Genomic DNA, 24,150 nt, shown 5'->3' with positions numbered 1-24,150 from the left:
CGTCCACGCGCCCGCTTCGCGCAGGGGCCCTTGCCCCCGCGGCCCGGCCGTCGGACCACGCCCGCATGAGTCCGCACGACGCCTTCATCGCGCCCGCCCGCGCCCGCCCGGCCCTCTGGCGCCTCGCCCTCGGGGTGGTGCTGATCGTCCTGCTCTGGGCGCTGGGCACCATCGGGACGCTCCTGGCCGGCTGGGGCAGCGGCGCCATCCTGCCCGAGAGGCGCTTCGACGTCGCCCTGTGGCTGGAGGACGCGGCCGCGGGGTCGCGGCCGGACACGCTCGCGCTGGTTCTGCTGACCTTCGCGGCCCTCGCCCTCGCGACCTGGCTCGCCGCGCGCGTCCTGCACGGGCGTGGCCTGCGTTCCCTGGTCGGACGGGGCGAGGGCGGGGCCGCGCGCTTCGGGATCGGCTTTCTCGCCATCGCCCTGCCGGCCGCGCTCGGCCTCCTGCTGCCGTTCGGCGCCGGGATCGAGGCCCAGGCGAACCTTCCGCCGAACGTGTGGCTTCTCTGGCTCGCGCCGGGGCTCCTGCTCGTGGCGCTGCAGACCGGCGCGGAGGAGCTGGCCTTCCGGGGCTACCTGCAGCAGCAGATGGCGGCGCGCTTCCGGTCGCCCCTGGCTTGGATGGTCCTTCCTTCGCTCCTGTTCGGCCTCGTCCACTGGGACGGCCAGACCTTCGGTCCGAACGCGCCGCTGATCGTGGCGGCGGCCACGCTCTTCGGCCTCGTCGCCGCCGACCTGACGGCGCGCACGGGCTCGCTCCACGCGGCCTGGGGGGTGCACTTCGGGAACAACGCCTTCGCGATCCTCCTGACGACGACGCCCGGGCCGCTCTCCGGGCTGGCGCTGGGGCTGATCGACCTCGACCTCGCCGATCCGGGCGTCATGGCGCCCCTCGTCGCGCTCGACATGGGGACGCTCGTGGTCTCGTGGGGCCTGGCGCGCTGGGCGCTCGCCCGCTTGCGGCCCATGGCGGGTCCGCCTATCTCGACGCCACCGCCGGAGGCCCCCCGATGAACTGGATCACCAACTTCGTCCGCCCAAAGGTCAACGCGCTGTTCGCCCGCCGCGACACGCCCGAGAACCTTTGGACCAAGTGCCCCGAATGCGGCACCATGCTGTTCCACCGCGAGCTGACGAAGGCCCTGATGGTCTGCACGAACTGCGATCACCACATGGCCATCTCGCCCCGCGACCGGGCCGCCTCCCTCTTCGACGGCGGCACCTATGTCGAGGTTCCGGTCCCCGCGCCGATCGAGGATCCGCTGAGGTTCCGCGACCAGAAGCCCTATCCCGCCCGCCTGAAGGAGGCGCGCCGCGCCACCGGCCAGCACGAGGCCATGCTGGTGGCCGAGGGCGAGATCGGGCGTACCCCCATCGTCGCCGCGATCCAGGACTTCTCGTTCATGGCGGGCTCGATGGGGATGTACGTGGGCAACGCGATCGTCGCCGCCGCCGAGCGCGCGGTCGAGCGGAAGGCCCCCCTCGTCCTCTTCTCCGCCGCGGGCGGCGCGCGCATGCAGGAGGGGATCCTCTCGCTCATGCAGATGCCGCGCACCACCGTCGCGGTGCAGATGCTGAAGGAGGCGGGGCTGCCCTACGTCGTCGTGCTGACCCATCCCACCACGGGCGGCGTCACGGCGAGCTACGCGATGCTGGGCGACGTCCAGATCGCCGAGCCGAACGCCCTCATCTGCTTCGCCGGCCCCCGCGTGATCGAGCAGACCATCCGCGAGAAGCTGCCCGAAGGGTTCCAGCGGGCCGAATACCTCCTCGACCACGGGATGCTCGACCGGGTGACGCATCGCAAGGACCTGCGCGAGGAGCTCATCGTCATCACCCGGATGCTCACGGGCCAGCCCCCCGCCATCATGGCCGAGCTGCCCCCGCCGGCCGAGCCCGCGCCGCTGGTCGAGACACCGGCGGGCGGCGAGGGGGCCGAGCCCGCGCCCGGCCCGGACGAGGACGGCACGCCCCCGGCGAAGGCCGCCGAGTAGCCCGGTGCCGGTCCTGCCGGTCATCGGGGGCGCCATCGTCGGCGGTGCCTTCGCTGCCCTCGTCCGCCGGCGGCAGGGGCCGTTCCTCCTGGCCGCGATCCTCGCCGCGATCGCGATCGTCCACCCGCTCTTCGCGCTCGTCGCAGGCGAGGACCTCCTGCACCAGGCGGTCGGCGCCGGCGCGTTCCTCGCGCTCGCCGCGCTCGGCCTGCGGGCCGGCACCACCTTCCTGGCCCTCGCCATCGTCGCCCATGGCGGCTGGGACGCGCTGCTGATCGCCACGGGCGGCGCCGTGCCGGAATGGTATTCGGCGTCCTGCATCGGCTTCGACCTCGCCCTCGGGGCGGTGGTCCTCCTCAGGCGGCGGACGTGACCTCGGACGTCGTGCTCGAGCGGCTGATGCGGCTGCACCCGAAGGTGATCGACCTGTCGCTGGACCGGATGCGCCGCATCCTCGCTGCCCTCGGCCACCCCGAACGCGCGCTGCCGCCCGTCGTTCACGTCGCCGGCACCAACGGCAAGGGCAGCACGCTCGCGATGATCCGGGCGGGTCTCGAAGGGGCGGGCCGCCGGGGCCACGCCTACACCTCGCCGCACCTCGCCCGCTTCCACGAGCGCATCCGCCTCGCCGGGGAGCTGATCCCCGAGGACGACCTCCTCGCCGTCCTGGAGGAGTGCGAGGAGGCGAACGGCGGCGCCCCCATCACCTATTTCGAGATCACGACGGCCGCCGCCATGCTGGCCATGTCCCGCGTTCCGGCGGACCATGCCCTGCTGGAGGTCGGGCTGGGCGGGCGGCTAGACGCCACGAACGTGATCCACCCGGAGCTGACCGTCATCACCCCGGTGGACCTGGACCACCAGCATTTCCTCGGCGACACGCTGGAACGGATCGCGGGCGAGAAGGCGGGGATCGTGAAGCGCGGCGTGCCGCTCGTCATGGCCCGCCAGAAGGACGAGGCGGCGGAGGTGATCGAAGGGGTCGCCGTCCGCCTCGGCGCGCCGCTCCGCGCGGAGGGGCAGCATTGGCACGTCGCGCGCGAAGGGGGCCGGCTGACCTTCCAGGACGGCCGGGGGCTCCTCGACCTTCCGCTCCCCACCCTGCCGGGCCCGCATCAGGTCGCGAACGCGGGCACCGCCCTCGCGGCGCTCCGCCTCCTGCTGCCGGACGCCCCGTCGGACGATCCGGCCTTCGCGGCCGCCATGGCGCCCGACTGGCCCGCCCGGATGCAGCGGCTCACGTGGGGCCCCCTCGCGGACCTCGTCCCCGGCGAGCTGTGGCTGGACGGGGGGCACAACCCGGCGGCGGGGGAGGCCGTCGCGGCCACCCTCGCGGCCATGCCCAAGGCGCCCACGAGGGCCGTGGTCGGGATGCTCGCCACAAAGGACGTGGGCGGCTACCTGTCGCACCTCGCCCCGCACCTCGAAGGGCTGACCGCGATCCCCGTCCCCGGCGAGGGCGCGACCCTTCCCCCCGGGGCGGTGGTCGACGCGGCCCGCGCGGCCGGCATCGAGGCCGACGCCGCAAAGACGCCCGAGGACGCCATCCGCGCCCACCCGGCGCCGCGCATCCTGATCTGCGGCTCGCTCTATCTTGCGGGCCACGTCCTGCGATCGAACGGATGACGCGGGAGGTCCGCCGCCCCGGCCTCGGCGAGCCCGCGCGCATCGCCCGGATGTGGCACGATGCCTGGCACGACAGCCATGGCGGGATCGTCCCGCTCTCCCTCGTGCGGGCCCGCACGAGGGAGGAGTTCACCGCCCGCACCTATCGCAGCCTCGGCCCCATGCGCGTCATCGGCCCTGAGGGCGCGCCCGACGGCCTGTGCATCGTCAGGGGGAACGAGCTGGACCAGCTCTACCTCGCCAAGGAAGCGCGCGGCACCGGTGCGGCCGATGCTCTCATGCGAGACGCGGAGAGGCGCCTGCCGCCGGGCATCGCCTTCCTCCTCGTCGCCGAGCGCAACGCCCGCGCCGTCCGCTTCTACGAGCGGCACGGCTGGACCCGCGTGCGCGCTGAGATCGGCGAGGCGAAGCTGGCGGACGGCACCGGCCACCCCCTGCGCGTCTGGCGCTACGAGAAGGCGATCCCGTGACGCCCGGGGCCTTCGCGGCCCGCCATCCGCGGCTCTACCGCCTGGCCGCGCGCGGTGCGGCGGAGGGGGTCCGCCGCCACGGCCTCCTTCCCGCGGCCGAGCTGGCGCGCCGCGCAGGGGCGGACCTGCCGCCCGAGCGGCGGCCCCGGGCCGTGCCCCTCCGCCTGCCCGACGGCACGGCCGCCGTCCTGACCGACAACGCGCCCCTCTCCCTCGCGCGCCTGGCGCGGGTGCTCGACGACGGCCTCTGCCCCGCGGACTGGATGCGGATGCTGAACGCGCGGGTGTTCCTCTGGCCCGCGCGGCCCCTCGGCCTCGGCAACCTGAACGCCCGCCGCCGCCTCGGCTACGAGAGCGAGTGGCAGGTCTTCGACACGCTCGGCCTCCTCTCCCCCGTCTGGGACAGGGCGGAGATCGCGCCCATCAACACCGGCGCCACGGTCCGCGCACCCGCCCGCCGGGGCCTGGCCACGTTCGCGCCCCTGGCCGGGCTGGACTTCGCGGCATGGCGCCGGGCCCGGCGCGAGGCGGGGACCAGGAAGGGGCTCGACACGCCGAAGGAGGTGACGGTCCGAGGCGCGATCCCGGATGCCGGCGCGCACCTCCTCGCGGTCGAGCCCGCAGACTAGCCCGCCGGCCCGCCGCCCCAACCCGCCCGCGTCATCTCCCGCAGGCGCGAAGCCGTCCGCTCGAACTCGAACGCCCCCTCCCCCTCGACGTAGAGCGCCCCCGGCTCGTCCGCGGCCGATGCGATCAGCCGGACCCGCGCCTCGTAGAGCGCGTCGATCAACGTCACGAAGCGCTTGGCCTCGTTGAAGTTGCTCCGCCCCAGCCGGGGTACGTCGTCGATCGCCATCACCCGCACCGCATCCGCGACCGCGAGGTAGTCCGCCGGTCCCAGCGCGGCGCCGCACAGCGCCCAGAACGGGGCGCGCCCCGCGCCGCGCCCGAAGGCGGGCAGCGTCACCTCCCGCCCCTTGACCCGCAGCGTCAGCGGCCCAGCGTCCGGCCCAGCGAGATCCGCGAAGAGCGCGTCGATCCGCGCCCGCGCGGCGGCGTCCGCGGGGACGAGCCAGGTGTCCTCCTCCCCAATCGCACCCTGCCGATGGTCGGCGCCCCCGGCCATCTCCAGGACCTCGAGCCGCTCCTCGATCAGATCGACGAAGGGCAGGAACAGCGCGCGGTTGAGGCCGTCCTTGTAGAGGTCCCGCGGCGGCCGGTTCGATGTCGTGACCACCCCCACGCCCGCCCGCAGCATCCGCTCGAAGAGGCGGCCGACGATCATCGCGTCCGCGATGTCCGTGACCTGCATCTCGTCCAGCGCCAGCAGCCGCAGCCCTTCGGCGATCCGGTCCCCGACGGGGGCCAGGGCGTCCTCCGTGCCTTTCCGCCTTTCTGCGTGCAGGGCGTCCTGCACCTCCTGCATAAAGGCGTGGAAGTGGACGCGGCGCACGGGAACGGCGGCCTCGGCGACCATAAGGTCCATCAGCATGGACTTGCCGCGCCCCACCCCGCCCCAGAGATAGAGCCCCCGAACCGACGCGGGCCTCGCCCGCCGGAACAGGCCGCCCCGCTCGGGCGCCGCCTCCGCCTCCGAGAGGACGCGGTCCAGCGCCGGGATCGCGGCTTCCTGGGCGGGGTCCGGCTCCAGCCGCCCCGCCGCCACCTCCCGCTCCCAGGCCGTCCGCACCGTCATGGCCATGCCCTAGCATCGCCGGGCCCGCGCGCCACCCCGTCGCCGGCGAAGCGCCGCGGCCGCCCACGGCCCGTCCGGCTTGCCATCAGGCGTGCGAGAGCATCCAGCGCGCGGCCATGAGGTCCAGATGCGCCCCGCCGCCGTTCTTGAACACGGTGATCTCGTCCTCGGAGGTCCGGGTCATGCGGTCCATGTCCCAAAAGTCGGCGACGACGTCGGCCTCGCCGATCGCGCCACGCGCCAGCGGGTCCGTCAGCTCGCCGATATGGGCCAGGGTGGTGTCCCGGCTGTCGACGAAGAGCCGGCCCGCCTGCAGCGCGTCGTCGTCCGCCTCGCGCATGTCGGCCCGGTAGGCGCCGATCAGGTCGAGATGCGTGCCCGGCCGCAGCCACGCGCCGCGGACCACGGGCTCGGTGCTCATGGTCGCGACCGTGACCACGTCTGCGGCACGCACCGCCGCCTCGAGGTCCGGGGCGACCGCCGTTCGGTCGAACCGGGCCGCCAGCGCCTCGGCCTTCTCCGGCGTCCGGTTCCAGATTCGGAACGCCGCCCGCGGGAAGAGGGCGCCGTAGGCCTCGCGCAGCGAATGGCCCACGGCTCCCGCCCCCACGATCAGGACGTCCGCGCTGCCCCGCCGGGCCAGCCGCCGCGCCCCGAGGAGCGAATCGCCGGCGGTCTTCCACTTCGTCAGGAGGTGGAAGTCGATCGTCGCCTCGATCCCCCCGTCCGCGTCGCGAAACAGCGTCACCGCCCCGTTCACCGAAGGGTCCGCGTCCGGCACGACGGTCGCGGTCTTGACCAGCGCGCCCACCCCCGGCGCCCAGGCCGCGCGGTTCAGCAGCGTCTTGCCGCCGGCCCGCACGACCGCGTCGGAGACCTGCGCCCGCGGGCCGCGATGCCCTTCGGCCAGCGCGTCCGTCAGCGCCAGCCAATCGAGGCGGCCCGCGACGTCCTCGCCCAGGTGAGGCGGGCGGCTCATCGTTCGGCGGCTTCGGCGGCGGTCAGCAGCCCCTCGGCCACCAGCCGCTCGGCCCAGCCGGCCGGCCCGTCGAAGCGATGCGTCTGCCAGCCACGCGCCGCCGCGGCCTCGACGTTCTCGGCGCGGTCGTCCGTGAAGAGGAGGTGCTCCGGCCTGACGCCCGACTCCTCCTCGACGATCTCGTAGATGCGCGCCTCCGGCTTGATGGTGCCGAGCTGGCCCGAGACGAAGCGAAGGTCGAACTCGGTCAGGAAGGGATACTGCGTCTCGGCATACGCGAAGGAGCCGGTCCCGAAGTTGCTCAGCGCGAAGCACGGGATCCCCTTCGAGCGCAGGGCGCGCAGCAGCTCGATCGACCAGGTGATGGGCGGGCTCGCCATCGCGATCCACTCGTCGTGCCAGCGGCGGATGTCCCGCTCCCATTCGGGATGCTCGGCGGCCACTGCGTAGATCGTGTCGCGGAACGGCTCGCCCTTGTCGATGCGGTCGTTCATGCCGTGCAGGTCGATGGCGTCGAACATGGCGCGGCGACGCTCCTCGCCGATGACGGCATCGTAGTGCCGCTCGGGCTGCCATTCGATCAGGACGTTGCCGATGTCCCAGACGACGGCGTCGACGGTTCGGGTGATCTCTTCTGTGCTGGTCATTCTGGCTCCTTCCCGGCGGAGCTAGCCGCGCGGAGGGCCCGGTCGAGCGCATCCTTGAACCGTGCGCGGTCCGCCTTGCCGAAGGGCCGCCCTCCGCCGCGGCGGAACGGGTCCGCCGCGCGCAGGTCGGCCATCAGGTCGCGGGCGGCCAGCGCCCGCCCGACGTTCCGCGCGTCCAGCACCTCGCCGTCCGGCTTCACCACCAGCGCGCCGGCCTCGACCGCGCGGGCGGCCAGCGGGATGTCCGCCGTCACCACCACGTCGCCGGGCCCGCATTCCGCCGCGATGCGCTTGTCGGCCTCGTCCGGGCCGCCGTCCACGTAGATCACCCGCAGCAGCGGATGCGCGGGCGCGCGGATGCCGCCGTTGCACACATGCGCGAGCGGCACCCCCGCGCGGATCGCGACCGCCTCGGCCTCGGCCCGGACGGGGCACGCATCCGCATCGATCCAGATCATGTCAGCAGGGCGATCCACGCCGGCACCGTCAGCACCGCGAGGACGTGCGAGACGAGGATGGCCGCCGACGCCCGCTCGGGCGCGACGCGGTAATGGGCGGCAAGGATGTAGATGTTGCCCGCCACGGGCAGCGCGGCGGCGGCGACCATCACGCCGGCGCCCGGCGCCTCGACCCCGATCCACAGGGCCGCCGCGGCCACCGCCGCCGGATGCACGAGGAGCTTCAGCCCCGTCAGCCATGCCGCGACGCGCGGGTTGTCGAAGGGCAGGTGCGCGAGGCTCGCCCCGATCGCGAAGAGCGCGCCGGGCGTCGCCGCCGCCCCCAGCGTGTCGAGGAAGGACGCCGCCGGCCCGGGCAGGGACCAGCCGGTCGCGCTGAAGGCCAGCCCCAACGTGATCGAGACGATCATCGGGTTCGCAAGCAGCCCCCGCCCGACGGTCAACAGGACGCGCGGCGAGACGGTGCCGCGCGATCCCGTGATCACGATCACCACGAGCGAGCCGAACACGATCAGGTCGGTCGCCAGTACCATGAGCACCGGCCCGACCGCCCGCTCCCCGAGGAGGAGCGCGAGGAGCGGGATGCCCAGGAAGCCCACGTTGCCGATCACGGCGCATTGCGCTTCGATGGCGGCGGTGGCCGCGCCCGTCCCGCGCGCCCAGGCGACGCCCGTCGCCACGAGATAGAGCGCCCCCGACCCGATCAGGTAGGCCAGCACGAAGTTCGGGGACCAGATCTCCCCCAGCGAGAGTGTCGCGGCGAAGCCGAACAGCATGGCAGAGAGCGCGAAGTAGAAGACGAACCTCGTCAGCGCGGCCGTCGCCTCCGGCCCGAAGAACCCGCTGCGGCCGGCGCCGTAGCCCAGCCCGATCAGCGCGAAGAAGGGCAGCGTCTGGAGAAGGACCGGAACCACCGTGCCGCCCTAGCAGCGACGCCGCGGCGCGGCGAGCCCTCCCGATTGAACCGTTCGGTTCAATCCTCTATCTCTCGGGCATGCAGGACCAATCCCCCCTTCCCGAGGCCAAGCCGATCCAGGGCCGCAAGGTCGCCCAGGTCGTCGACGGCGCGCGCGCCGTCTTCCTGCGCGACGGGTTCGAGGGGGCGAGCGTCGACGCCATCGCGCGCGAGGCGGGCGTTTCCAAGGCGACGCTCTACTCCTACTTCGCGGACAAGCGCGTGCTGTTCCTCCATGTCGGCAAGTGCGAGTGCCAGCGCCAGTCCGGGATCGCCATGGGCGACATCGACGAGGACGCGCCGGTCGCCGAGGTGCTGACCCGCGCCGGCCTCACGATGCTGGAGTTCATCACCTCCGAGTTCGGCCAGCGCGTGTTCCGCATCTGCGTCGCCGAGGGCGAGCGCTTCCCCGCGCTCGCGCGCGAGTTCTACGAATCCGGGCCGCTCGTGATGCGCGCCCATCTCGTCGACTTCCTGCGCAAGGCCGAGGATCGCGGCGAGCTGCGGATCGAGGACCACGACATGGCCGCCGAGCAGTTTCACGAGCTCTGCAAGGCCATGGTCCTGCCGCGCGTGATCTTCGGCATGGGCACCCCCACCGAGGACGAACGGCGCTACGTCGTCGACGAGGCCGTCCGGACCTTCCTCGCGCGCTACGCCGCCGGCTGACGCGCGCCGCGCCGGGGCCGGTCTTTCGATAACCGGCCGATCCGGCCTAGGTTGCCGCGCATCGCAACACGCACCGGAGCCTCCACCATGATTCGCCGCGCGCTGATCGCCGCCGCCCTCTCGCTGCCCACCGCCGCCCTCGCCGCCCAGTGCGGCAACGACGCCTCGGGGTTCGAAGCCTGGAAGCAATCCTTCGCCCAGGAGGCCGCCGCCGCCGGGATCGGCCAGCGGGGCCTGGACGCCCTCGCCTCGGCGCGCTACTCGCAGGGGACCATCAACGCCGACCGCAACCAGACCGGCGTTCGCTACAGCCTCGATGACTTCATCCGCATCCGCCTGGGCAGCCTCGACGGGTTCGCGGCGACGGGTCGGCAGCGGCTGAACGCCAACCGCGGCTTCTACCAGGCGCTCGAGCAGCGCTACGGCGTGCCCGCCGGCGTGCTCATCGCCATCCACGGGATGGAGACCGGGTTCGGTCGCAACATGGGGTCCGAGCCGGTGGTCTCGTCCATCTCCACCGTGGCCTATGACTGCCGCCGGTCGGATTTCTTCACGCCCCACGCCCTCGCCGCGCTGCAGATGGTGGACCGCGGGATGCTCTCGCCCGGCCAAGTCGGCGCCTTCCACGGCGAGCTGGGGCATACCCAGTTCCTGCCCGCCAACGCGATCCGCTACGGCGCGGACGGCAACGGCGACGGGCGGGTCAACTTCTACGACGAGGCCGACGCCCTGGCCTCGACGGCCAACTTCCTGCGCCAGAAGGGCTGGCAGCCCGGGCAGCCCTTCGGCGAGGGCACGCAGAACTTCCGCGTCCTGAACGACTGGAACGCGGCGACCGTCTACCAGCAGGCGATCGCCCGCGCGGGCGAGCGGATCGGCTCGGCGCTCTGAAGGGCCCGGCGGCGTCCCCTCGGGGGCGCCGCTAGTCGATCCGCCGCACGAGGAGCTGGTTCGACGAGCCCCGGCGCGTCTCGAACACCTTGATGTCCTGCACGAGGTCCGAGAGCTTCTTCTTGCCATAGGTCCGGGTGTCGAAATCGGGGTTCGAGGCGGTCAGGAACTGCCCGAGGGGACCCAGCGCGTACCACTCGTCGTCCTGGTCGATCGCGTCCATCGCCTTGAGGATCGCGTCGCGCGCCTCGTTGAGGTCGCCCTTGATCGGCTCCACGATCTCGGGCGCCTCCTCCTTGGCCTCGACCTTCCTCGCCCCACGCGGCCGCCCGCCGCCCCCCAGGGTCACGCCGTCGAGGTTCTCGATGAAGATGAACCGCTTGCAGGCCTTGCGGAACGCCTCGGGCGTCTTCTTCTGACCGATCCCGTAGACGTCCAGCCCCTGCTCGCGCACCCGGGAGGCGAGGCGCGTGAAGTCGCTGTCGCTGCTCACCAGCACGAAGCCGTCGAAGCGCCCCGTGTGCAGGATGTCCATCGCGTCGATCACGAGCGAGATGTCGGAGGCGTTCTTGCCGACCGTGTTGGCCGGGCTGTGATGCGGGACGAGGCCGTACTCGGCCTGCACCTTGTTCCACCCCGCCATCTGGCTGGAGGAGAAGTCGCCGTAGCATCGGCGCACGCTCGCCTCGCCGATGGCGGCGATCTCCTCGAAGATGGCCCCCGCGTGCTTGGGCGAGGTGTTGTCCGCGTCGATGAGGACGGCGAGGAGGGGTCGTTTCTGATCTGCCATGCCGCGGGCTTACGCCGCGCCGCGTCCGGGGGGAACCGCCCTCAGGCGCGCAGCTCCGGCCCGAAGCCGAGGTCGCCCATCAGCGCGTTCCACGCCGCACGGGGCAGCGTGCCCCCCGCCGCCCGCCGGTGCCCGTTGCCGTAGAGCGCGGGGTCCGCCCCTTCCGGCCGGTGCCGGGCCAGCAGCGCCGGGATGTCGCCCCCCTCCGGCGCCCGCCCGGAGAATGAGACCATGCCTGGCAGGAAGCCGAAGTTGGCGCAAAGGACCGTCGCGCCGCGCAGCCGCCCCACCCAGGACTGCGCGGTCAGCGGGTGCACCTGGCAGGGCGTGTCGATCCGCACCACCGCGAGGTCGCCGCCGTAGCGCGCCCCGAAGCGCGGCGGCGCGCGCCGGGCCTCGGCGGCGGCGGCCTTCACCTCCTCTCGCGCGCCCTCGCACTCGGCGAGGCCTGGATGCCGGCCCGACAGCGCGTCCGCCGGATCCTCGGCCGCGGCCAGCAGCGCCAGCGCAGGGGCGCCGTCGCCCGCCGCCGACCGGCGCGGCGCGTTGACCAAGCTCGTCAGCTCGCGCAGCTTGCCGGCGCCGTAGCGCTTCTTGGCCGGCGCCACCTCCGCGTGCCCGCCCTTGTCGCCGTAGTCGCCCATGCATCCCAGCGCGGCGAGCCACAGCCGATCCTCCGGCGCGCCCAGCGCCCACCACGCCAGGAGCGAGGCGGAGGGGACCGGGTCCAGCCCCTCGCCGTGGATCATCGCCGCCCCCTCGGGCCGGCCGGCGGGAACGTGATGGTCGATCACGCACAGACGCCGGCCCAGCATCCGGTCCCGCATCCCTAGGTCGGCGACCACCAGCGCCTCGCCGGCCACCTCCTCCGCCACGGGGTCGGTCCAGGCGTTCAGCCCCCGCCCCACCAGCCGGACCGGCGCCCCCGTTCCCCGCCCCAGCAACGCGGCGGAGGAAAGGCCGTCCGCGTCGTCATGCGACAGGATCAGCGAGGGCGCGCCGCCTTCCAGGAAATCCCCGAAGGTCCGGGCGGCCCGCGCGGCGAAGTCGGGATGGGTGATCATGGCCCGGGTCCAACCCCCGCCCGTCGCCCGCGTTCCGGAACATCACCCCCCGGATGGATCGTTGCACCCTCATGCACGCCCACGATCCCCAACGCCTCGGCTTCCCGGTCAAGGTCCTCGCCCGGCCGGACCTCAAGTCAAACGACAGCCGCCGATGGAAGAACGCCCCGCACCTGAAGGTCTCGCTGGAGTACCTCGACGCGATCCTCGATCACTGCGCGGCGCGCGGCATCCGCATGTACCGCATGTCCTCGGACCTCGCGCCCTACGCGACCCATCCCGACATGCCCCAGTTCCACGGCATGGTGGAGGATAGCGCCGGGGAGCTCGCCGCCATCGGCGCCAAGGCGGAGCGGCTCGACGTCCGCCTCTCCTTCCACCCCCCGCAGTTCATCCTCCTGAACACGCCCGACGAGGCCGTGCTGGAGAAGTCGGTGAACGACCTCGCCTCCTCGGCGCGCATCCTCGACCTGATGGGCCTCGGGCCGGAGGCGGTGATCGTGATCCACGTAGGCGGCACCTACGGGGATCGCGAGGCGTCCCGCGCCCGCTGGGCGGCCACCTGGGACCGCCTGCCCGAACCCGTCCGGCGCCGCCTGGTGCTGGAGAACGACGACATCCGCTTCTCGGCCACCGACACGCTCTGGATCCACGAGCGGACGGGCGTGCCCCTCGTCTTCGACCACCAGCACTGGTGGTGCCTCCACGAGCCGGAGGAGGAGCTGGTCTCCGCCTTCGCCGCCTGCCTCGCCACATGGCCCGACGGGGTGCGCCCGAAGATGCACTTCTCCTCGCCCCGGACGGAGACCCGGATGCTCGAGCGGAAGGACCGCAAGACCGGCAAGCCGAAGCTGGTCCCGGCGCCGCCGATCTGGACGGGCCATGCCGACTACGTCCAGCCGTTCGAGTTCATCCGCTTCCTGCGCGACGCCGAGGGCCTCGTCTTCGACGTGATGATCGAGGCCAAGCAGAAGGACCTCGCGCTGGAGCGCCTGCGCGCCGACCTCGCCCGCTACGCCCCGGACGTGGCGGCGCGCTTCGGCGTCGAGGGCGCGAGCGAGGCGGCCGAGTAGCCGCTAGTCGTACACCACCACGCTGCGGATGCTCTTCCCCGCGCGCAGCAGGTCGAAGCCCTCGTTGATGTCCTCGTGCCTCAGCGTGTGGGTGATCATCGGGTCGATCTCGATCTTGCCGTCCATATACCAGTCCACGATCCGCGGCACGTCCGTCCGGCCCCGCGCGCCGCCGAAGGCCGTGCCGCGCCAGGACCGCCCCGTGACCAGCTGGAAGGGCCGGGTGCTGATCTCCGCCCCCGCGGGCGCGACGCCGATGACGATGGACTCGCCCCAGCCCTTGTGCGCGCATTCCAGCGCCGCCCGCATGACCTCGACGTTGCCGGTCGCGTCGAAGGTGTAGTCCGCGCCGCCCTTCGTCAGGTTGACGAGGTAGGGCACGAGGTCGCCATCCACCTCCGAAGGGTTCACGAAGTCGGTCATGCCGAACCGCTCGGCCATGGCGCGCTTGTCCTCGTTCAGGTCGACGCCCACGATCTGGTCCGCGCCCGCCAGCCGCAGCCCCTGGATCACGTTCAGCCCGATCCCGCCCAGGCCGAACACCACCGCGCGCGATCCGATCTCGACCTTCGCGGTGTTGATGACGGCGCCGATGCCCGTGGTCACGCCGCAGCCGATGTAGCAGACCGACGCGAAGGGCGCGTCGGGCCGGATCTTCGCCAAGGCGATCTCCGGCAGGACCGTGTGCCGCGCGAAGGTCGAGCAACCCATGTAATGAAGGATCGGATCGCCATCCAAGGTGCTGAACCGGGAGGTCCCGTCCGGCATCACGCCCCTGCCCTGCGTCTCGCGGATCGACTGGCAGAGGTTGGTTTTGGGGTGGAGGCAGTACTCGCACTGCCGGCACTCGGGCGTGTAGAGCGGGATGACGTGATCCCCCGCCGCGAGCGAGGTCACACCCTCGCCGAGCTCGACCACCACGCCCGCGCCCTCGTGGCCCAGGATGGCGGGGAACAGGCCTTCCGGGTCGGCGCCGGACAGCGTGAACTCGTCCGTGTGGCAGATGCCCGTGGCCTTCAGCTCGACCATCACCTCGCCGGCGCGGGGGCCGCCGATCTCCACGTCCATCAGCTCCAGCGGGGCGCCCGCCCGGACGGCGACGGCGGCACGTGTTCGCATGACATTCCTCCTTTTCGGAATAGGGTTGGGGTAAGCCCGATCGGGGCGCAAGGAAGGATGCGACGATGAGATGGATGATCCCGGCCCTGCTCCTGCTGACGGCCTGCGCCGCCCCACAGCCCGAGGCCGACGGGCCGATCCCCTCCTGCGACCTGCCGAGCTACGGCGACCTGATCGGGCAGGTCGCCACCCGGGCCCTCCTGGACCGCGACCCGCGCCTCTTCGTGCTGCGCGCGGGCGTGGACGCCGCCAGGAGCTTCCGGAGCGGCCGGGTCGGCCTGAGGACGACCGAGAGCGGCCTCATCATCGGGATCACCTGCGGAAGAAGGACCTAAGCCATGACGCGCCTGCTGCCCCTCGCCATCCTCGCCCTCGCCGCCTGCGGAGCGGAGAGCCCCCCCGTCCTCGCCGAGCCGGACGCCGACGCCTGCGGCGCCTCGCGCTACCAAGCCGCGGTCGGGACGCCGCTGGCGGCGCTGTCGCTGCCGGCCGATCTGGATGACAGGATCATCCGCCCCGGCGATGCGGTGACGCAGGACTACCGCGTCGAGCGCATCAACTTCCAGCTCGACGAGAACGACGTCGTGGTCCGCGTGACCTGCGGCTGAACCCCGCGCCCAGTGCATGGCGCCCTTCGACGGCGCGCCTCGGCGGCTGCGAGGCGGGCCCTGGAGGACATGTCGGGTGCTGCGGAGGGAACCGGGCCGGCCGCCCCGAGGGGGCGGCCGGCCCGGATGTGCGCCCCGCAGCCGCGACCTCTATGGGGGGCATGAGGCCGCGACCCCGGGGCGGGCGCCTTCCGGCACCGCCACTCCCGCATGACGTCCGGCGGCGGCGAGGAAAGGGTGGACCGGCGGCGCCCAGGGGGATTTGTCGCGGCGAAGTCTGGGCGGGGTTGATTTCGTGCAGAGGGGGACCCAGCCTCTCCCGGCATGACCGTGCAGCCCATACCCTTCCCGCAGACCTCCGCGCAGGTCCATTTCGACCGGCACGAGCTCGGCGCGATCCTCGGCCTCTACGGCCGCTTCGTCGCGGCCGGCGAGTGGCGCGACTACGGCATCTCGGCGCTGAGGGACGTCGCGGTGTTCGCGGTCTTCCAGCGCACCGCCGAGCGCCCGCTCTACCGGATCGAGAAGCGCCCGAAGCTGCGCGCCAAGCGCCAGCAATACGCGGTGATCGCGCAGGACGGGCAGGTGCTGCGCCGGGGCGACGACCTGAGGACGGTGCTGCGCGTCCTCGAGCGCAAGCTCATCCGCGCGATCGAGTAGGGCCGGGCCGAACGGGGCGGGCTTCAGCCCGCCCTCCCGCCCCACGGGGCGAAGCCGTTCACCGGCCCGCCGCCCGTCGGCCCCTCGGACGCTGCGATCCGCGCCACCGCGTCCCGCAGGGATTCCCGCTCGACGGCCATGTGGTGCCCGTTCGCATGGATGATCTCGTCGGGGCCGGTGGCCATGGCGACATGCCCCGCCCAGAAGATCAGATCGCCCGCGGCGATCCGGTCCGGCAGGTCCCCGCGCACCGACAGCGCCTCGCGCTGCGGGCCCGAATCGACCGGGATCCCGCGTCCGCACGTCATCCAGGCCAGCTGCACGAGGCCCGAGCAATCGATCCCCGCCGGCCCGTCCCCTCCCCAGAGATAGGGGGTCCCGAGAAGCCGCCGCGCCACGGCGACGGGGTCGTCCTCCGGCGCGGGCGTCGCGACGTGCGGCGCCGGAACGAAGCCGTCCGGCGTCTCAGCCCAGGCCCCCGCCCATCCGGTCACGCGGATCAGCGCCCCGCAGGGCAGCGCGTCGCGCTCGGGCGCCTGCGCGCGCGGTCCCGAATAGAGGTGCGAGGCTCGCGCGCCGATCCGGTGCGTCGGCTCCAGGGGTTCGGCCAGCGCGCCCCACTCCGTCCAGCCGGGGCTCCCGATCCTCCGGCAGAGCACCTGCGCCCAGATGTCGTCCCGGGCCAGCACCTCGACCGCCTCGCCGAAGCGCAGCTGCCGCTCGCGCGTGCCGCGGGGGGCCTCCCGCAGGTCGACGACCCCCTTGCCCACGCGCATGGCCCGGCCCGTCACAGCACGCCCGGCAGGCAGTCGAGGAGCGCCCGCCAGCCCGATCCGGCGCCGCCCTTGGGCCGCGCCGGCGCGGCGGTGGGGTTCCAGCCGTAGACGTCGAGATGGGCGTAGCGCGGCGGCGCGAAGCGGCGCAGGAAGAGGGCCGCGGTGATCGCCCCGGCGAAGCCGCCCTTCGGCGCGTTGTCGAGGTCGGCGATGCCCGGCTCGATCAGCGTCTCGTAGGGCTCGTGGAAGGGCATCCGCCAGACCGGGTCGCGGACCTTCGCGGCCGCCTCGGGCAGCGCGCGGGCCAGCCCCTCCTCGCCGGTGAAGAAGGGCGCGATGTCCGGTCCCACCGCGACCCGCGCCGCGCCCGTCAGCGTCGCGAAGGAGACCGTCAGCCCCGGCTCCCCCTCCGCCGCGAGGGCGAGGGCGTCGGCCAGCACCAGCCGGCCCTCCGCGTCCGTGTTGTTCACCTCGACGCTCGGCCCCTTGCGCGAGCGCAGGATGTCCCCCGGCCGGAAGGCGGGGCCCGAGACCGCGTTCTCCACGGCCGGGATCAGCACCCGCAGCTTCAGGGGCAGCTCCAGCGCCATGATCGTGCGGGCCAGCCCCAGGACGTGCGCCGCGCCGCCCATGTCCTTCTTCATCAGGCCCATGGAGGCGCCCGACTTCAGGTTCAGCCCGCCCGTGTCGAAGCAGACCCCCTTGCCCACCAGCGTCAGCGCGGGGCCGTCGCCCCAGGCCATGTCGATCAGCCGCGGCCCGCGGCCCGGCCCGGCGGCCATCCCGACCGCATGGATCAGGGGGAACCCCTCCTCCAGCGCGGCGCCCGACGTGACCTCGACGGTCGCGCCGAACCCCTCGGCCACCGCCCGCGCCGCGGCCTCCAGGTCGGCGGGGCCCATGTCCATGGCGGGCGTGTCGATCAGGTCGCGGATCAGCGCCTCGCCCGCGGCGACGGCCTCGATCCGGGCGGCGTCGACGCCCTCGGGGCGGGCGATCCGGGCCTTCGGCGCGGCGGCGTCCGCGTATCGGTCGAAGCGGCGGGCGGCCATCAGCATGCCCAGCGCGGCCTCGGCGGCGTCCTCCGGGTCGAGGCCGGAGGCGATCTGCCAGACCCCTTCGGGCAGGCGGGCGAGCGCGGCGGCCGCGGTGAAGCGCCGGCGCGCGCGCGCCTCCGCCCCCCCGAGGCCCACGGCCGCCGCCGCCACCGCGCCCGAGGCATCCGGCAGCAGCAGCACCTCGCCCGGACCGGCGGCGAACTCCGCGCCCTCGGCGAAGGCCCTCGCCGGCGGGTCGAGCAGCGTCAGGAAGGCGGGCAGCCCCTCGGGCGTCACCACGTGGAGGGGACGGGCCCCGCCCCCCGATTCGGCAAAGCGTGCGGTCATGGCGCCGCACCCTAGCGGCGCCGCACGCCCCCGCAAGGCGCGGTCATCCGGCCCCGTAGGCCCGCAGGCAGAGCTCGCCGACCCGCTCCAGGCGCGCGCGGATCGCGGCCGCCGCCCTCCGGTCCCGCCGCCGCGCCGCGCCGGACAGATCCCCCGCCACACGGGCGAGCGTGCTCAGCCCCGCCTCCTCGGCGACGCCGACCATGCCGCGCGCCGCCCGGGCGAGCGCCTCGTCCTCCTCCGGGGGGATGTCGCCGATCCGCGCCAGCCGCGCGCGAAGGACCTCCAGCGCGCCGGCGACGGCCCTTTCGGCCCCCTCGCGGCCCAGCTCGTCGTAGAGGCGTCCCAGCCGGGCGGGATCGAAGCCCACCCGCTCGCGCGTCCGCATCGCCCCATCCATGTCCGGCGCCATCGGCCCGCCCCCCGTCCTGCGCCTCCGGTCCCGCACCCCCGGGGCCGGGCCATCGCATGGCGGGCGTTTCGGAAGGATGAAGCCCCGGCGCCGTTCTCCCTCGAAACCGCGGCGAATGCCCGCTAACCCGCCCCGGGGAGGACACAGGATGAACGAGGCGCGCCCGCTGCCGCCGACCCTGGCGCAGCGCTACCACGGCTGGAAGGCGACGACCTTCGCCGACAACCACACCTGGTACCGCCGCCTCGCGGACGAGGGGCAGCGTCCGCGGGTGATGGTCATCTCCTGCTGCGACAGCCGCGTGCACGTCACGTCGATCTTCGGCGCCGAATCGGGCGAGTTCTTCATCCACCGCAACATCGCGGCGCTGGTCCCGCCCCACCGGCCGGACGGCGACCTCCACGGCACCTCCGCCGCGGTCGAGTACGCGGTGACGGCGCTGAAGGTGACGAACATCATCGTGCTCGGCCACTCGCGCTGCGGCGGCGTCGCGGGCTGCCTCGACATGTGCGCCGGCACCGCGCCCGAGCTCTTGGAGGAATCCTCCTTCGTCGGCCGCTGGATGGAGATCCTGCGCCCCGGCTACGAGCGGATCGCGAAGGTCCAGGGCCACGAGGCCCGCCTCAAGGCGCTGGAGCTGGAGGGCGTGCTCACCTCGATCAACAACCTCGCCACCTTCCCCTTCGTGCGCGAGCGGCGCGCCTCGGGCGACCTGCTCCTGCACGGGCTGTGGACCGACATCGCCGAAGGCACCCTGATGGAGTATCACGGCCAGGCCGGCATCTGGGAGGAGGTGTGAGCGTCCCGCCCTCCGGCGCCGCCTGATGCGCGCGGGCTTCGCCGCGCTGATCGCGGCCTACCTCCTGTCGCAGTACACCCGCGCCTTCCTCGCGGTCCTCGCCCCGACGCTGGAGGACGCCGTCGGCGCGACCGCAGACGACCTCGCGCTGGCCTCGGGCTTCTGGTTCGCGGCCTTCGCCCTCATGCAGCTTCCCATCGGCGCCGCGCTCGACCGCGCCGGCCCCCGCCGCACGGCGGCCGCCCTGCACCTCCTGGGCGGCGCGGGGGGCGCGGCCCTCTTCGCGGTGGCCGCCGCGCCCTGGCAGGTCATGCTCGCCATGGGCCTGATCGGGGCCGGCTGCGCGCCCGTCCTGATGGCGGCCTACTACATCCTCGCCCGCGACTTCCCGCCCGCCCTCTTCGCCACGCTGGGCGGGGCGATCATCGGCCTGGGCTCGCTCGGCAACCTCCTTGCGGCCGCCCCGACCCTCTGGGGGATCGAGGCGCTGGGCTGGCGCGGCCTCCTCTGGGCGCTCGCGGCGGCCTTCGCACTGATCGCCGGGGCCATCGCGCTGACTGTCCGCGACCCCGCGCCGGCCGACGGGGGAGGGCGCGGCTCGGTGCTCGACCTGCTGCGGACGCCCGCGCTCTGGCCGATCCTCCTCCTGATGGCGGTGAACTACGCCCCCGCCGCCGGGCTGCGCGGCCTCTGGATCGGCCCGTTCATGACCGACCTCCACGGCCCCGCGACCGTGGGCGCGGCGACCCTGGCCATGGCGATCGCGATGATCGCGGGCTCGCTGCTCTACGGCCCGCTCGAGCGCCTCGCGCGGCGCCGCAAGCCCCTCCTGCTCGCGGGCAACCTCGCCGGCGCCGCGACCTGCCTCCTCCTGGCGGCCTTCGTCCACATGCCCGCCGCCGCCGCCGTCGCGTGCTTCGCGCTCATCGGCCTCGCGGGCGGGTCCTATCCGGTGATGATGGCCCATGGGCGCGCCTTCATGCCCGCGCACCTGACGGGGCGTGGCGTGACCTTGATGAACCTCTTCTCCATCGGCGGGGCGGGCGCGATGCAGGCCGCCTCGGGCCCCGTGTTCCGCGCCGCGGGCGGGGCGCCCGGGGGCTACGCGCCGCTCCTCGCCTTCTTCGGCCTCGCGCTCCTGGCGGGCTGCGCGGCCTACCTCCTCGCGCGCGAGGCGCCACTGGCCAAGCCCGCCCCCGCGGAGTAGGGGCGCCGGGCCTCAAAGCAGGAGAGAAGGACGATGGGCTACAAGGTCGTCGTCGCGGGCGCCACCGGCGCGGTGGGCCGCGAGATGCTGAACATCCTGGCCGAGCGCCATTTCCCCGTGGACGAGATCGCCGCCCTGGCCTCGCGCCGCTCCATCGGGACGGAGGTCTCGTTCGGCGACCGCACGCTCAGATGCCAGGATCTCGCGCGGTTCGACTTCGCCGGCTGGGACGTCGCCCTCTTCGCCGTGGGCTCGGACGGCTCGAAGGAGCACGCGCCCCGGGCCGCCAAGGCGGGCTGCACCGTGATCGACAACAGCAGCCTCTACCGCTACGACCCGGGCGTGCCCCTGATCGTGCCCGAGGTGAACCCCGGCGCCATCCACGAGATCACGAAGGGCATCGTGGCGAACCCCAACTGCTCGACCGCGCAGATGGTGGTGGCGCTCAAGCCACTCCACGACCGCGCGAGGATCAGGCGCGTCGTCGTCTCGACCTACCAGTCCGCCTCGGGCGCCGGCTCGGCCGGGATGGACGAGCTCTGGGACCAGACCAAGGCGGTCTACAACCCCACCTCGGAGGTGAAGCCCAAGGTCTTCCAGACCCAGCTCGCCTTCAACGTGATCCCGCACATCGACGCCTTCCTCGAGGACGGCTCCACCAAGGAGGAGTGGAAGATGGTCGCCGAGACCAAGAAGATCGTCGACAAGGCGATCAAGGTGACCGCGACCTGCGTGCGCGTGCCCGTCTTCGTCGGCCACTCGGAGGCCATCAACCTCGAGTTCGAGGACCCGCTCGACGAGGACGAGGCCCGCGACATCCTGCGCGAGGCGCCCGGCGTCATGGTGATCGACAAGCACGAGGACCACGGCTACGCGACCCCGCTCGACTGCGTGGGCGACTACGCCACCTTCGTCTCGCGCATCCGCACCGACCCCACGGTCGAGAACGGGCTGAACCTCTGGTGCGTCTCCGACAACCTTCGCAAGGGCGCGGCGCTGAACGCGGTGCAGATCGCCGAGCTCCTGGGGCGGGAGGTCCTGAAGAAGGGCTGATCCCCGCCCCCGCCCCCCGCCCCCCCCGTTGCGCGCCGGGCGTTGCGCCGCGCGCAGCCCTCACGCCTCGTTAACCTCTGGCCGCTAGAACCTCTCCTGCATGCAACGGACGGCCGACGACCGGCTCGCGCCCACCACGCCGCATCGAACGGCAGGGCGTCCGAGCCCCGGGGGACGGACAGCGGGGGGAGACCCCCGACGAAGCGAGACAGGCCGGTCAGGCCGATAGGCCGATCGACACTCCGATCGCCCATCGCACGGGCCGATCGACATACGGGCGGGACAAGAGGCGACCCACCCGGAACGCATAGGGCAGCGGGAAAGCTGCCAACGCGTCCCCGGCTGGGTCCACCGACCCTGCGCCGGGACGCCGGCGTTCGCGAGGGGGGGGCTCTGCCGCGACCGGGTCTCCTAGCCGGACGGGCCCGCCGCCCTAGCTGCCCTCCGATGCTGGACCCCGCCGAGATCGAGACCCTCCTCGCCCGCATCCGCGGCCGCCTGCCGGACGTGAAGGCCCCGGCGGTGAAGCGCGGCAAGGATCCGTTCCGCTCCGTCGTATCCTGCATGCTCTCGGCCCAGTCCCTCGATCGGAACACCGCCCACGCCTCGAAGGCGCTCTTCGCCCTCGCGGACACGCCCGAAGGCATCCTCGCGCTGCCGGACGGGGTCATCGCCGAGGCGATCCGTCCCTGCGGCCTCTACAACGTGAAGACCCGCAACCTGCGGAAGATGTGCGCCTTCCTCGTGGGCGAGCTGGGCGGCCGCGTCCCCGCCACGCGCGAGGGGCTGATGGCCCTGCCCGGGGTGGGCCGCAAATGCGCCGACATCGTGCTGCACTTCACCTTCGGCGAGGCCGTGGTCGCCGTCGACACCCATGTCCACCGCGTCTGCAACCGCACCGGGCTGGCCGAGGGCCGGACCGAGGCGCAGACCGCCAGGTCGCTCGAGGAACGCCTGCCCGACGCCTGGCGGATGGTGGGCCACAAGCTCCTCCTCGCGTTCGGCAAGCAGGTCTGCCGCGCCCGCAGGCCCCTGTGCGAGCGTTGTCCCGTCCCCGATCTCTGCGAGGCGTTCCAGGCCGGCGCGGTGCGCCCCGACCTCTCCCGAGGGGCCGTCACGAACCCGTGACGAATCGCCTCTAGGAAGGCCCACGCGTGCCGGCCCCCGTCGTTCCCCAGGGGGCCGCCCGGACGGTCCCGGTCCTCCCCGCCTTTCCCCGGCCGCCGGGGCCGGCCGCGGCACGTCCCGCCGGGGCCCGCTCCGCCCTTCGTGCGCCACGGCACGCCCATGGTGCGCGCATCGCGCTACTCCCGCATTCACCGGGCCGCTAGGCACGGCCGCGAAGGGAGGGCCCGCCCATGCCCGCCATCGGCCACGTCCACCTGAAAGTCTCCGACCTCGATCGCGCGATCGCCTTCTACGGGCTGCTCGGCCTCTCCGTGCAGGCGAGATACGGCGCGGAGGCCGCCTTCCTCTCCTGGGGCGGCTACCACCACCACCTCGGCCTCAACACCTGGCGCTCCAAGGGGGCCGCCCCCGCGCCCGAGCATCATCCCGGCCTGTTCCACGCCGCCTTCCTCTTCGAGGATCGGCCCGCGCTCGCCCGCGCGGTCCGCGCGGTGACGGCGGCGGGCCATCCCCTCGCCGGCGCCTCGGATCACGGCGTCTCCGAGGCGGTCTACCTGAGCGACCCTGACGGCAACGGGGTCGAGCTCTGCCGCGACCGGCCGCGGGCCGAATGGCCCCGCTGCCCCGACGGCTCGCTCGCGATGACGACCGAGCCCCTCGACCTCGCCGCCCTCCTCGCGGAAGGCGGCTGACGGGGAAAGGGATCGCCTCCCCCGGGGCGGCCCGGCCACCATCGCGCGCGCCGCGCCGCCACGCGCTGGACCAGCCCCGCGCGCCGCCCTAGCGTCCGCCGGGCCGCTGGGGCGGAGGGAGGCGCATGGCGACCGGAACCGAGATCAGGACCTTCTTCGAGGGCGCGTGGCACGACGGCGACGTCGCCGTGATGCGCGCCGCCGACCACGGCGCATGGCTGGGAACCACCGTCTTCGACGGCGCGCGCCATTTCGACGGGGTGACGCCGGACCTGCTGCCGCACTGCGCGCGGGCCAACCGCTCGGCCGAGGCGCTGGGGATCACCCCCACCATAGGCGCGGAGGAGATGGCCGGGATCGCCCGCGAGGGCCTGGCCGCCTATGGGCCGGACGCGGCGGTCTACGTCCGCCCGATGTACTGGGCGCTCGACGGGGGCGATCTCGGCGTGAACCCCGAGCCGGGGCGCACGGGCTTCGCCCTCTGCCTCGAACGGATCGCGATGCCGGACCCGCAGGCGGCGACCACGCTGACCCGCACCCGCTTCCGCCGCCCCGTGCTGGCGGACAACGTCACGAACGCCAAGGCCGGCTGCCTCTATCCGAACAACGCGCGGATGCTGCTCGAGGCGCGCTCGAAGGGGTTCGGCAACGCGCTCGTCGCCGACGCGATGGGCAACGTCGCCGAGAGCGCGACCTCCAACGTCTTCCTCGTGAAGGACGGGACGGCGATCACGCCGATCCCGAACGGCACCTTCCTCGCGGGGATCACGCGCGCGCGGGTCATGGACCTGCTGCGCCGGGACGGCACCGAGGTGGTCGAGGCCGTCGTCACCTTCGCGGACGTCGAGGGCGCCGACGAGGTCTTCCTCACGGGCAACTTCTCCAAGGTCACGCCCGTGGAGGCGTTCGACGACGTCGCCTATCGGCCCGGCCTCGTCGCGGCGCGCGCGCGGGCGCTCTACTGGGACTGGGCCCTCTCGGGGGCCTGAACGCCCGT

General features: G+C 73.5%; 29 protein-coding genes. 18 read left to right on the top strand and 11 right to left on the bottom strand.

Annotated elements, in window-relative coordinates:
• Positions 1-65: 65 nt before the first annotated feature.
• The 6 genes from BCF33_RS10970 to BCF33_RS10945 are packed head-to-tail and all read left to right on the top strand — an operon-like array spanning position 66 to position 4,721.
• On the top strand, positions 66-1,016 hold the full coding sequence (locus BCF33_RS10970; RefSeq protein WP_106160964.1) for a CPBP family intramembrane glutamic endopeptidase: 951 nt from the start codon (positions 66-68) through the stop codon (positions 1,014-1,016).
• Positions 1,013-1,996 (top strand): acetyl-CoA carboxylase, carboxyltransferase subunit beta, encoded by a 984-nt coding sequence (accD, locus tag BCF33_RS10965; protein WP_106160963.1) that lies wholly within the window; start codon positions 1,013-1,015, stop codon positions 1,994-1,996. The genes BCF33_RS10970 and accD overlap by 4 nt, the downstream gene beginning before the upstream one ends.
• 4 nt (positions 1,997-2,000) lie before the next feature.
• A complete protein-coding gene (locus BCF33_RS10960; protein WP_106160962.1) occupies positions 2,001-2,369 on the top strand; it encodes a hypothetical protein in 369 nt (122 codons plus the stop codon).
• A 26-nt stretch (positions 2,370-2,395) separates the two neighbouring features.
• Entirely contained in the window at positions 2,396-3,622 is a 1,227-nt protein-coding gene (locus tag BCF33_RS10955; protein ID WP_106161597.1) for a bifunctional folylpolyglutamate synthase/dihydrofolate synthase, read from the top strand.
• Positions 3,619-4,092, top strand: a complete 474-nt coding sequence (locus BCF33_RS10950) for a GNAT family N-acetyltransferase (protein WP_106160961.1) — start codon at positions 3,619-3,621, stop codon at positions 4,090-4,092. The genes BCF33_RS10955 and BCF33_RS10950 overlap by 4 nt, the downstream gene beginning before the upstream one ends.
• Positions 4,089-4,721 (top strand): DUF7002 family protein, encoded by a 633-nt coding sequence (locus BCF33_RS10945; protein WP_106160960.1) that lies wholly within the window; start codon positions 4,089-4,091, stop codon positions 4,719-4,721. The genes BCF33_RS10950 and BCF33_RS10945 overlap by 4 nt, the downstream gene beginning before the upstream one ends.
• Here the strand turns inward: BCF33_RS10945 and zapE are convergent.
• The 5 genes from zapE to BCF33_RS10920 all read right to left on the bottom strand — a co-directional run bounded on the left by zapE (position 4,718) and on the right by BCF33_RS10920 (position 8,786).
• Positions 4,718-5,788, bottom strand: a complete 1,071-nt coding sequence (gene zapE / locus BCF33_RS10940) for a cell division protein ZapE (RefSeq protein ID WP_106161595.1) — start codon at positions 5,786-5,788, stop codon at positions 4,718-4,720. The genes BCF33_RS10945 and zapE overlap by 4 nt on opposite strands.
• An 85-nt stretch (positions 5,789-5,873) precedes the next feature.
• Positions 5,874-6,767 (bottom strand): ornithine cyclodeaminase family protein, encoded by an 894-nt coding sequence (locus BCF33_RS10935; RefSeq protein ID WP_106160959.1) that lies wholly within the window; start codon positions 6,765-6,767, stop codon positions 5,874-5,876.
• Entirely contained in the window at positions 6,764-7,414 is a 651-nt protein-coding gene (locus BCF33_RS10930; protein ID WP_106160958.1) for an HAD family hydrolase, read from the bottom strand. The genes BCF33_RS10935 and BCF33_RS10930 overlap by 4 nt, the downstream gene beginning before the upstream one ends.
• Entirely contained in the window at positions 7,411-7,872 is a 462-nt protein-coding gene (locus BCF33_RS10925; RefSeq protein WP_106160957.1) for a YaiI/YqxD family protein, read from the bottom strand. Before BCF33_RS10925 ends, BCF33_RS10930 begins: the two co-directional genes overlap by 4 nt.
• Positions 7,869-8,786: an AEC family transporter gene (locus BCF33_RS10920; protein WP_106160956.1), complete on the bottom strand. Its 918-nt coding sequence runs from the start codon at positions 8,784-8,786 to the stop codon at positions 7,869-7,871. The genes BCF33_RS10925 and BCF33_RS10920 overlap by 4 nt, the downstream gene beginning before the upstream one ends.
• A gap of 80 nt (positions 8,787-8,866) precedes the next feature.
• Between BCF33_RS10920 and BCF33_RS10915 the strand changes: the two genes are divergently transcribed.
• Together BCF33_RS10915 and BCF33_RS10910 are read left to right on the top strand one after the other, a co-directional pair.
• Positions 8,867-9,496: a TetR/AcrR family transcriptional regulator gene (locus tag BCF33_RS10915; protein WP_106160955.1), complete on the top strand. Its 630-nt coding sequence runs from the start codon at positions 8,867-8,869 to the stop codon at positions 9,494-9,496.
• 87 nt (positions 9,497-9,583) lie between these two features.
• Entirely contained in the window at positions 9,584-10,387 is an 804-nt protein-coding gene (locus BCF33_RS10910) for a lytic murein transglycosylase (RefSeq protein WP_106160954.1), read from the top strand.
• 31 nt (positions 10,388-10,418) lie between these two features.
• Here the strand turns inward: BCF33_RS10910 and BCF33_RS10905 are convergent, their stop codons facing one another.
• Positions 10,419-11,177 carry an NYN domain-containing protein gene (locus tag BCF33_RS10905; protein ID WP_106160953.1) on the bottom strand — a complete coding sequence of 253 codons (759 nt, stop codon included), beginning with the start codon at positions 11,175-11,177 and terminating at the stop codon, positions 10,419-10,421.
• A 41-nt stretch (positions 11,178-11,218) separates the two neighbouring features.
• Positions 11,219-12,241, bottom strand: a complete 1,023-nt coding sequence (locus BCF33_RS13930; protein WP_211292382.1) for a single-stranded-DNA-specific exonuclease RecJ family protein — start codon at positions 12,239-12,241, stop codon at positions 11,219-11,221.
• A gap of 53 nt (positions 12,242-12,294) precedes the next feature.
• Between BCF33_RS13930 and uvsE the strand changes: the two genes are divergently transcribed.
• On the top strand, positions 12,295-13,314 hold the full coding sequence (gene uvsE / locus BCF33_RS10895; RefSeq protein WP_211292381.1) for a UV DNA damage repair endonuclease UvsE: 1,020 nt from the start codon (positions 12,295-12,297) through the stop codon (positions 13,312-13,314).
• 3 nt (positions 13,315-13,317) lie between these two features.
• On the opposite strand, the gene BCF33_RS10890 is transcribed toward uvsE, so the two are convergent.
• Positions 13,318-14,433, bottom strand: coding sequence for an S-(hydroxymethyl)glutathione dehydrogenase/class III alcohol dehydrogenase (locus BCF33_RS10890; protein WP_106160951.1), 1,116 nt, complete (start codon positions 14,431-14,433; stop codon positions 13,318-13,320).
• A gap of 65 nt (positions 14,434-14,498) precedes the next feature.
• On the opposite strand from BCF33_RS10890, the gene BCF33_RS10885 reads away from it, so the two are divergent.
• The 3 genes from BCF33_RS10885 to BCF33_RS10875 all read left to right on the top strand — a co-directional run bounded on the left by BCF33_RS10885 (position 14,499) and on the right by BCF33_RS10875 (position 15,701).
• Positions 14,499-14,768, top strand: a complete 270-nt coding sequence (locus BCF33_RS10885; RefSeq protein WP_106160950.1) for a hypothetical protein — start codon at positions 14,499-14,501, stop codon at positions 14,766-14,768.
• 3 nt (positions 14,769-14,771) lie between these two features.
• Positions 14,772-15,041: an I78 family peptidase inhibitor gene (locus tag BCF33_RS10880; RefSeq protein WP_106160949.1), complete on the top strand. Its 270-nt coding sequence runs from the start codon at positions 14,772-14,774 to the stop codon at positions 15,039-15,041.
• A gap of 324 nt (positions 15,042-15,365) precedes the next feature.
• The gene (locus tag BCF33_RS10875) at positions 15,366-15,701 is read left to right on the top strand and encodes a DUF2794 domain-containing protein (RefSeq protein WP_106160948.1); all 336 of its coding nucleotides are present in this window, start codon (positions 15,366-15,368) and stop codon (positions 15,699-15,701) included.
• A gap of 23 nt (positions 15,702-15,724) precedes the next feature.
• Here BCF33_RS10875 and BCF33_RS10870 read toward each other — a convergent pair whose 3' ends face one another.
• Genes BCF33_RS10870 through BCF33_RS14085 form a run of 3 tightly spaced genes read right to left on the bottom strand, consistent with a single transcriptional unit; the run spans position 15,725 to position 18,274 of the window.
• Positions 15,725-16,477 carry a C40 family peptidase gene (locus tag BCF33_RS10870; RefSeq protein WP_106160947.1) on the bottom strand — a complete coding sequence of 251 codons (753 nt, stop codon included), beginning with the start codon at positions 16,475-16,477 and terminating at the stop codon, positions 15,725-15,727.
• Positions 16,478-16,488: 11 nt separating this feature from the next.
• Positions 16,489-17,862 (bottom strand): leucyl aminopeptidase family protein, encoded by a 1,374-nt coding sequence (locus BCF33_RS10865; protein ID WP_106160946.1) that lies wholly within the window; start codon positions 17,860-17,862, stop codon positions 16,489-16,491.
• 43 nt (positions 17,863-17,905) lie between these two features.
• The gene (locus tag BCF33_RS14085) at positions 17,906-18,274 is read right to left on the bottom strand and encodes a hypothetical protein (protein WP_106160945.1); all 369 of its coding nucleotides are present in this window, start codon (positions 18,272-18,274) and stop codon (positions 17,906-17,908) included.
• Between the two features lie 148 nt (positions 18,275-18,422).
• Between BCF33_RS14085 and BCF33_RS10855 the strand changes: the two genes are divergently transcribed.
• The 6 genes from BCF33_RS10855 (at position 18,423) to BCF33_RS10830 (ending at position 24,142) form a co-directional block, all read left to right on the top strand.
• Positions 18,423-19,073 carry a carbonic anhydrase gene (locus BCF33_RS10855; RefSeq protein WP_106160944.1) on the top strand — a complete coding sequence of 217 codons (651 nt, stop codon included), beginning with the start codon at positions 18,423-18,425 and terminating at the stop codon, positions 19,071-19,073.
• A 25-nt stretch (positions 19,074-19,098) separates the two neighbouring features.
• The gene (locus BCF33_RS10850) at positions 19,099-20,280 is read left to right on the top strand and encodes an MFS transporter (RefSeq protein ID WP_106160943.1); all 1,182 of its coding nucleotides are present in this window, start codon (positions 19,099-19,101) and stop codon (positions 20,278-20,280) included.
• 33 nt (positions 20,281-20,313) lie between these two features.
• Positions 20,314-21,333, top strand: a complete 1,020-nt coding sequence (locus BCF33_RS10845; RefSeq protein ID WP_106160942.1) for an aspartate-semialdehyde dehydrogenase — start codon at positions 20,314-20,316, stop codon at positions 21,331-21,333.
• A gap of 447 nt (positions 21,334-21,780) precedes the next feature.
• Positions 21,781-22,461, top strand: a complete 681-nt coding sequence (locus tag BCF33_RS10840) for an endonuclease III domain-containing protein (protein ID WP_106160941.1) — start codon at positions 21,781-21,783, stop codon at positions 22,459-22,461.
• A 230-nt stretch (positions 22,462-22,691) separates the two neighbouring features.
• A complete protein-coding gene (locus BCF33_RS10835; RefSeq protein WP_106160940.1) occupies positions 22,692-23,153 on the top strand; it encodes a VOC family protein in 462 nt (153 codons plus the stop codon).
• A 125-nt stretch (positions 23,154-23,278) separates the two neighbouring features.
• Complete coding sequence (locus BCF33_RS10830; RefSeq protein WP_106160939.1) at positions 23,279-24,142, top strand: branched-chain amino acid aminotransferase; 864 nt, start codon at positions 23,279-23,281, stop codon at positions 24,140-24,142.
• Positions 24,143-24,150: the final 8 nt, after the last annotated feature.

This window comes from Hasllibacter halocynthiae (assembly GCF_003003095.1).
Classification (GTDB): Bacteria; Pseudomonadota; Alphaproteobacteria; order Rhodobacterales; family Rhodobacteraceae; genus Hasllibacter; species Hasllibacter halocynthiae.
The sequence above is the reverse complement of the archived record's forward strand: the minus strand, read 5'-3'. Positions and strand labels throughout refer to the sequence as shown.

What these genes read in the sequence shown, in the direction of transcription:
- BCF33_RS10845 (WP_106160942.1), top strand. Translation starts at nt 20,314, where the DNA reads ATGGGCTACAAGGTCGTCGTCGCGGGCGCCACCGGCGCGGTGGGCCGC.
- zapE (WP_106161595.1), bottom strand. Translation starts at nt 5,788, where the DNA reads ATGACGGTGCGGACGGCCTGGGAGCGGGAGGTGGCGGCGGGGCGGCTG.
- BCF33_RS10910 (WP_106160954.1), top strand. Translation starts at nt 9,584, where the DNA reads ATGATTCGCCGCGCGCTGATCGCCGCCGCCCTCTCGCTGCCCACCGCC.
- BCF33_RS10840 (WP_106160941.1), top strand. Translation starts at nt 21,781, where the DNA reads ATGCTGGACCCCGCCGAGATCGAGACCCTCCTCGCCCGCATCCGCGGC.
- BCF33_RS10855 (WP_106160944.1), top strand. Translation starts at nt 18,423, where the DNA reads ATGAACGAGGCGCGCCCGCTGCCGCCGACCCTGGCGCAGCGCTACCAC.
- BCF33_RS10885 (WP_106160950.1), top strand. Translation starts at nt 14,499, where the DNA reads ATGAGATGGATGATCCCGGCCCTGCTCCTGCTGACGGCCTGCGCCGCC.
- BCF33_RS10870 (WP_106160947.1), bottom strand. Translation starts at nt 16,477, where the DNA reads ATGCGCGTGGGCAAGGGGGTCGTCGACCTGCGGGAGGCCCCCCGCGGC.
- BCF33_RS10970 (WP_106160964.1), top strand. Translation starts at nt 66, where the DNA reads ATGAGTCCGCACGACGCCTTCATCGCGCCCGCCCGCGCCCGCCCGGCC.
- BCF33_RS10890 (WP_106160951.1), bottom strand. Translation starts at nt 14,433, where the DNA reads ATGCGAACACGTGCCGCCGTCGCCGTCCGGGCGGGCGCCCCGCTGGAG.
- BCF33_RS10830 (WP_106160939.1), top strand. Translation starts at nt 23,279, where the DNA reads ATGGCGACCGGAACCGAGATCAGGACCTTCTTCGAGGGCGCGTGGCAC.
- BCF33_RS10935 (WP_106160959.1), bottom strand. Translation starts at nt 6,767, where the DNA reads ATGAGCCGCCCGCCTCACCTGGGCGAGGACGTCGCGGGCCGCCTCGAT.
- BCF33_RS10875 (WP_106160948.1), top strand. Translation starts at nt 15,366, where the DNA reads ATGACCGTGCAGCCCATACCCTTCCCGCAGACCTCCGCGCAGGTCCAT.
- BCF33_RS10905 (WP_106160953.1), bottom strand. Translation starts at nt 11,177, where the DNA reads ATGGCAGATCAGAAACGACCCCTCCTCGCCGTCCTCATCGACGCGGAC.
- BCF33_RS10955 (WP_106161597.1), top strand. Translation starts at nt 2,396, where the DNA reads ATGCGGCTGCACCCGAAGGTGATCGACCTGTCGCTGGACCGGATGCGC.
- BCF33_RS10865 (WP_106160946.1), bottom strand. Translation starts at nt 17,862, where the DNA reads ATGACCGCACGCTTTGCCGAATCGGGGGGCGGGGCCCGTCCCCTCCAC.
- uvsE (WP_211292381.1), top strand. Translation starts at nt 12,295, where the DNA reads ATGGATCGTTGCACCCTCATGCACGCCCACGATCCCCAACGCCTCGGC.
- BCF33_RS10835 (WP_106160940.1), top strand. Translation starts at nt 22,692, where the DNA reads ATGCCCGCCATCGGCCACGTCCACCTGAAAGTCTCCGACCTCGATCGC.
- BCF33_RS10850 (WP_106160943.1), top strand. Translation starts at nt 19,099, where the DNA reads ATGCGCGCGGGCTTCGCCGCGCTGATCGCGGCCTACCTCCTGTCGCAG.
- BCF33_RS10880 (WP_106160949.1), top strand. Translation starts at nt 14,772, where the DNA reads ATGACGCGCCTGCTGCCCCTCGCCATCCTCGCCCTCGCCGCCTGCGGA.
- accD (WP_106160963.1), top strand. Translation starts at nt 1,013, where the DNA reads ATGAACTGGATCACCAACTTCGTCCGCCCAAAGGTCAACGCGCTGTTC.
- BCF33_RS13930 (WP_211292382.1), bottom strand. Translation starts at nt 12,241, where the DNA reads ATGATCACCCATCCCGACTTCGCCGCGCGGGCCGCCCGGACCTTCGGG.
- BCF33_RS10930 (WP_106160958.1), bottom strand. Translation starts at nt 7,414, where the DNA reads ATGACCAGCACAGAAGAGATCACCCGAACCGTCGACGCCGTCGTCTGG.
- BCF33_RS10950 (WP_106160961.1), top strand. Translation starts at nt 3,619, where the DNA reads ATGACGCGGGAGGTCCGCCGCCCCGGCCTCGGCGAGCCCGCGCGCATC.
- BCF33_RS10915 (WP_106160955.1), top strand. Translation starts at nt 8,867, where the DNA reads ATGCAGGACCAATCCCCCCTTCCCGAGGCCAAGCCGATCCAGGGCCGC.
- BCF33_RS10925 (WP_106160957.1), bottom strand. Translation starts at nt 7,872, where the DNA reads ATGATCTGGATCGATGCGGATGCGTGCCCCGTCCGGGCCGAGGCCGAG.
- BCF33_RS14085 (WP_106160945.1), bottom strand. Translation starts at nt 18,274, where the DNA reads ATGGCGCCGGACATGGATGGGGCGATGCGGACGCGCGAGCGGGTGGGC.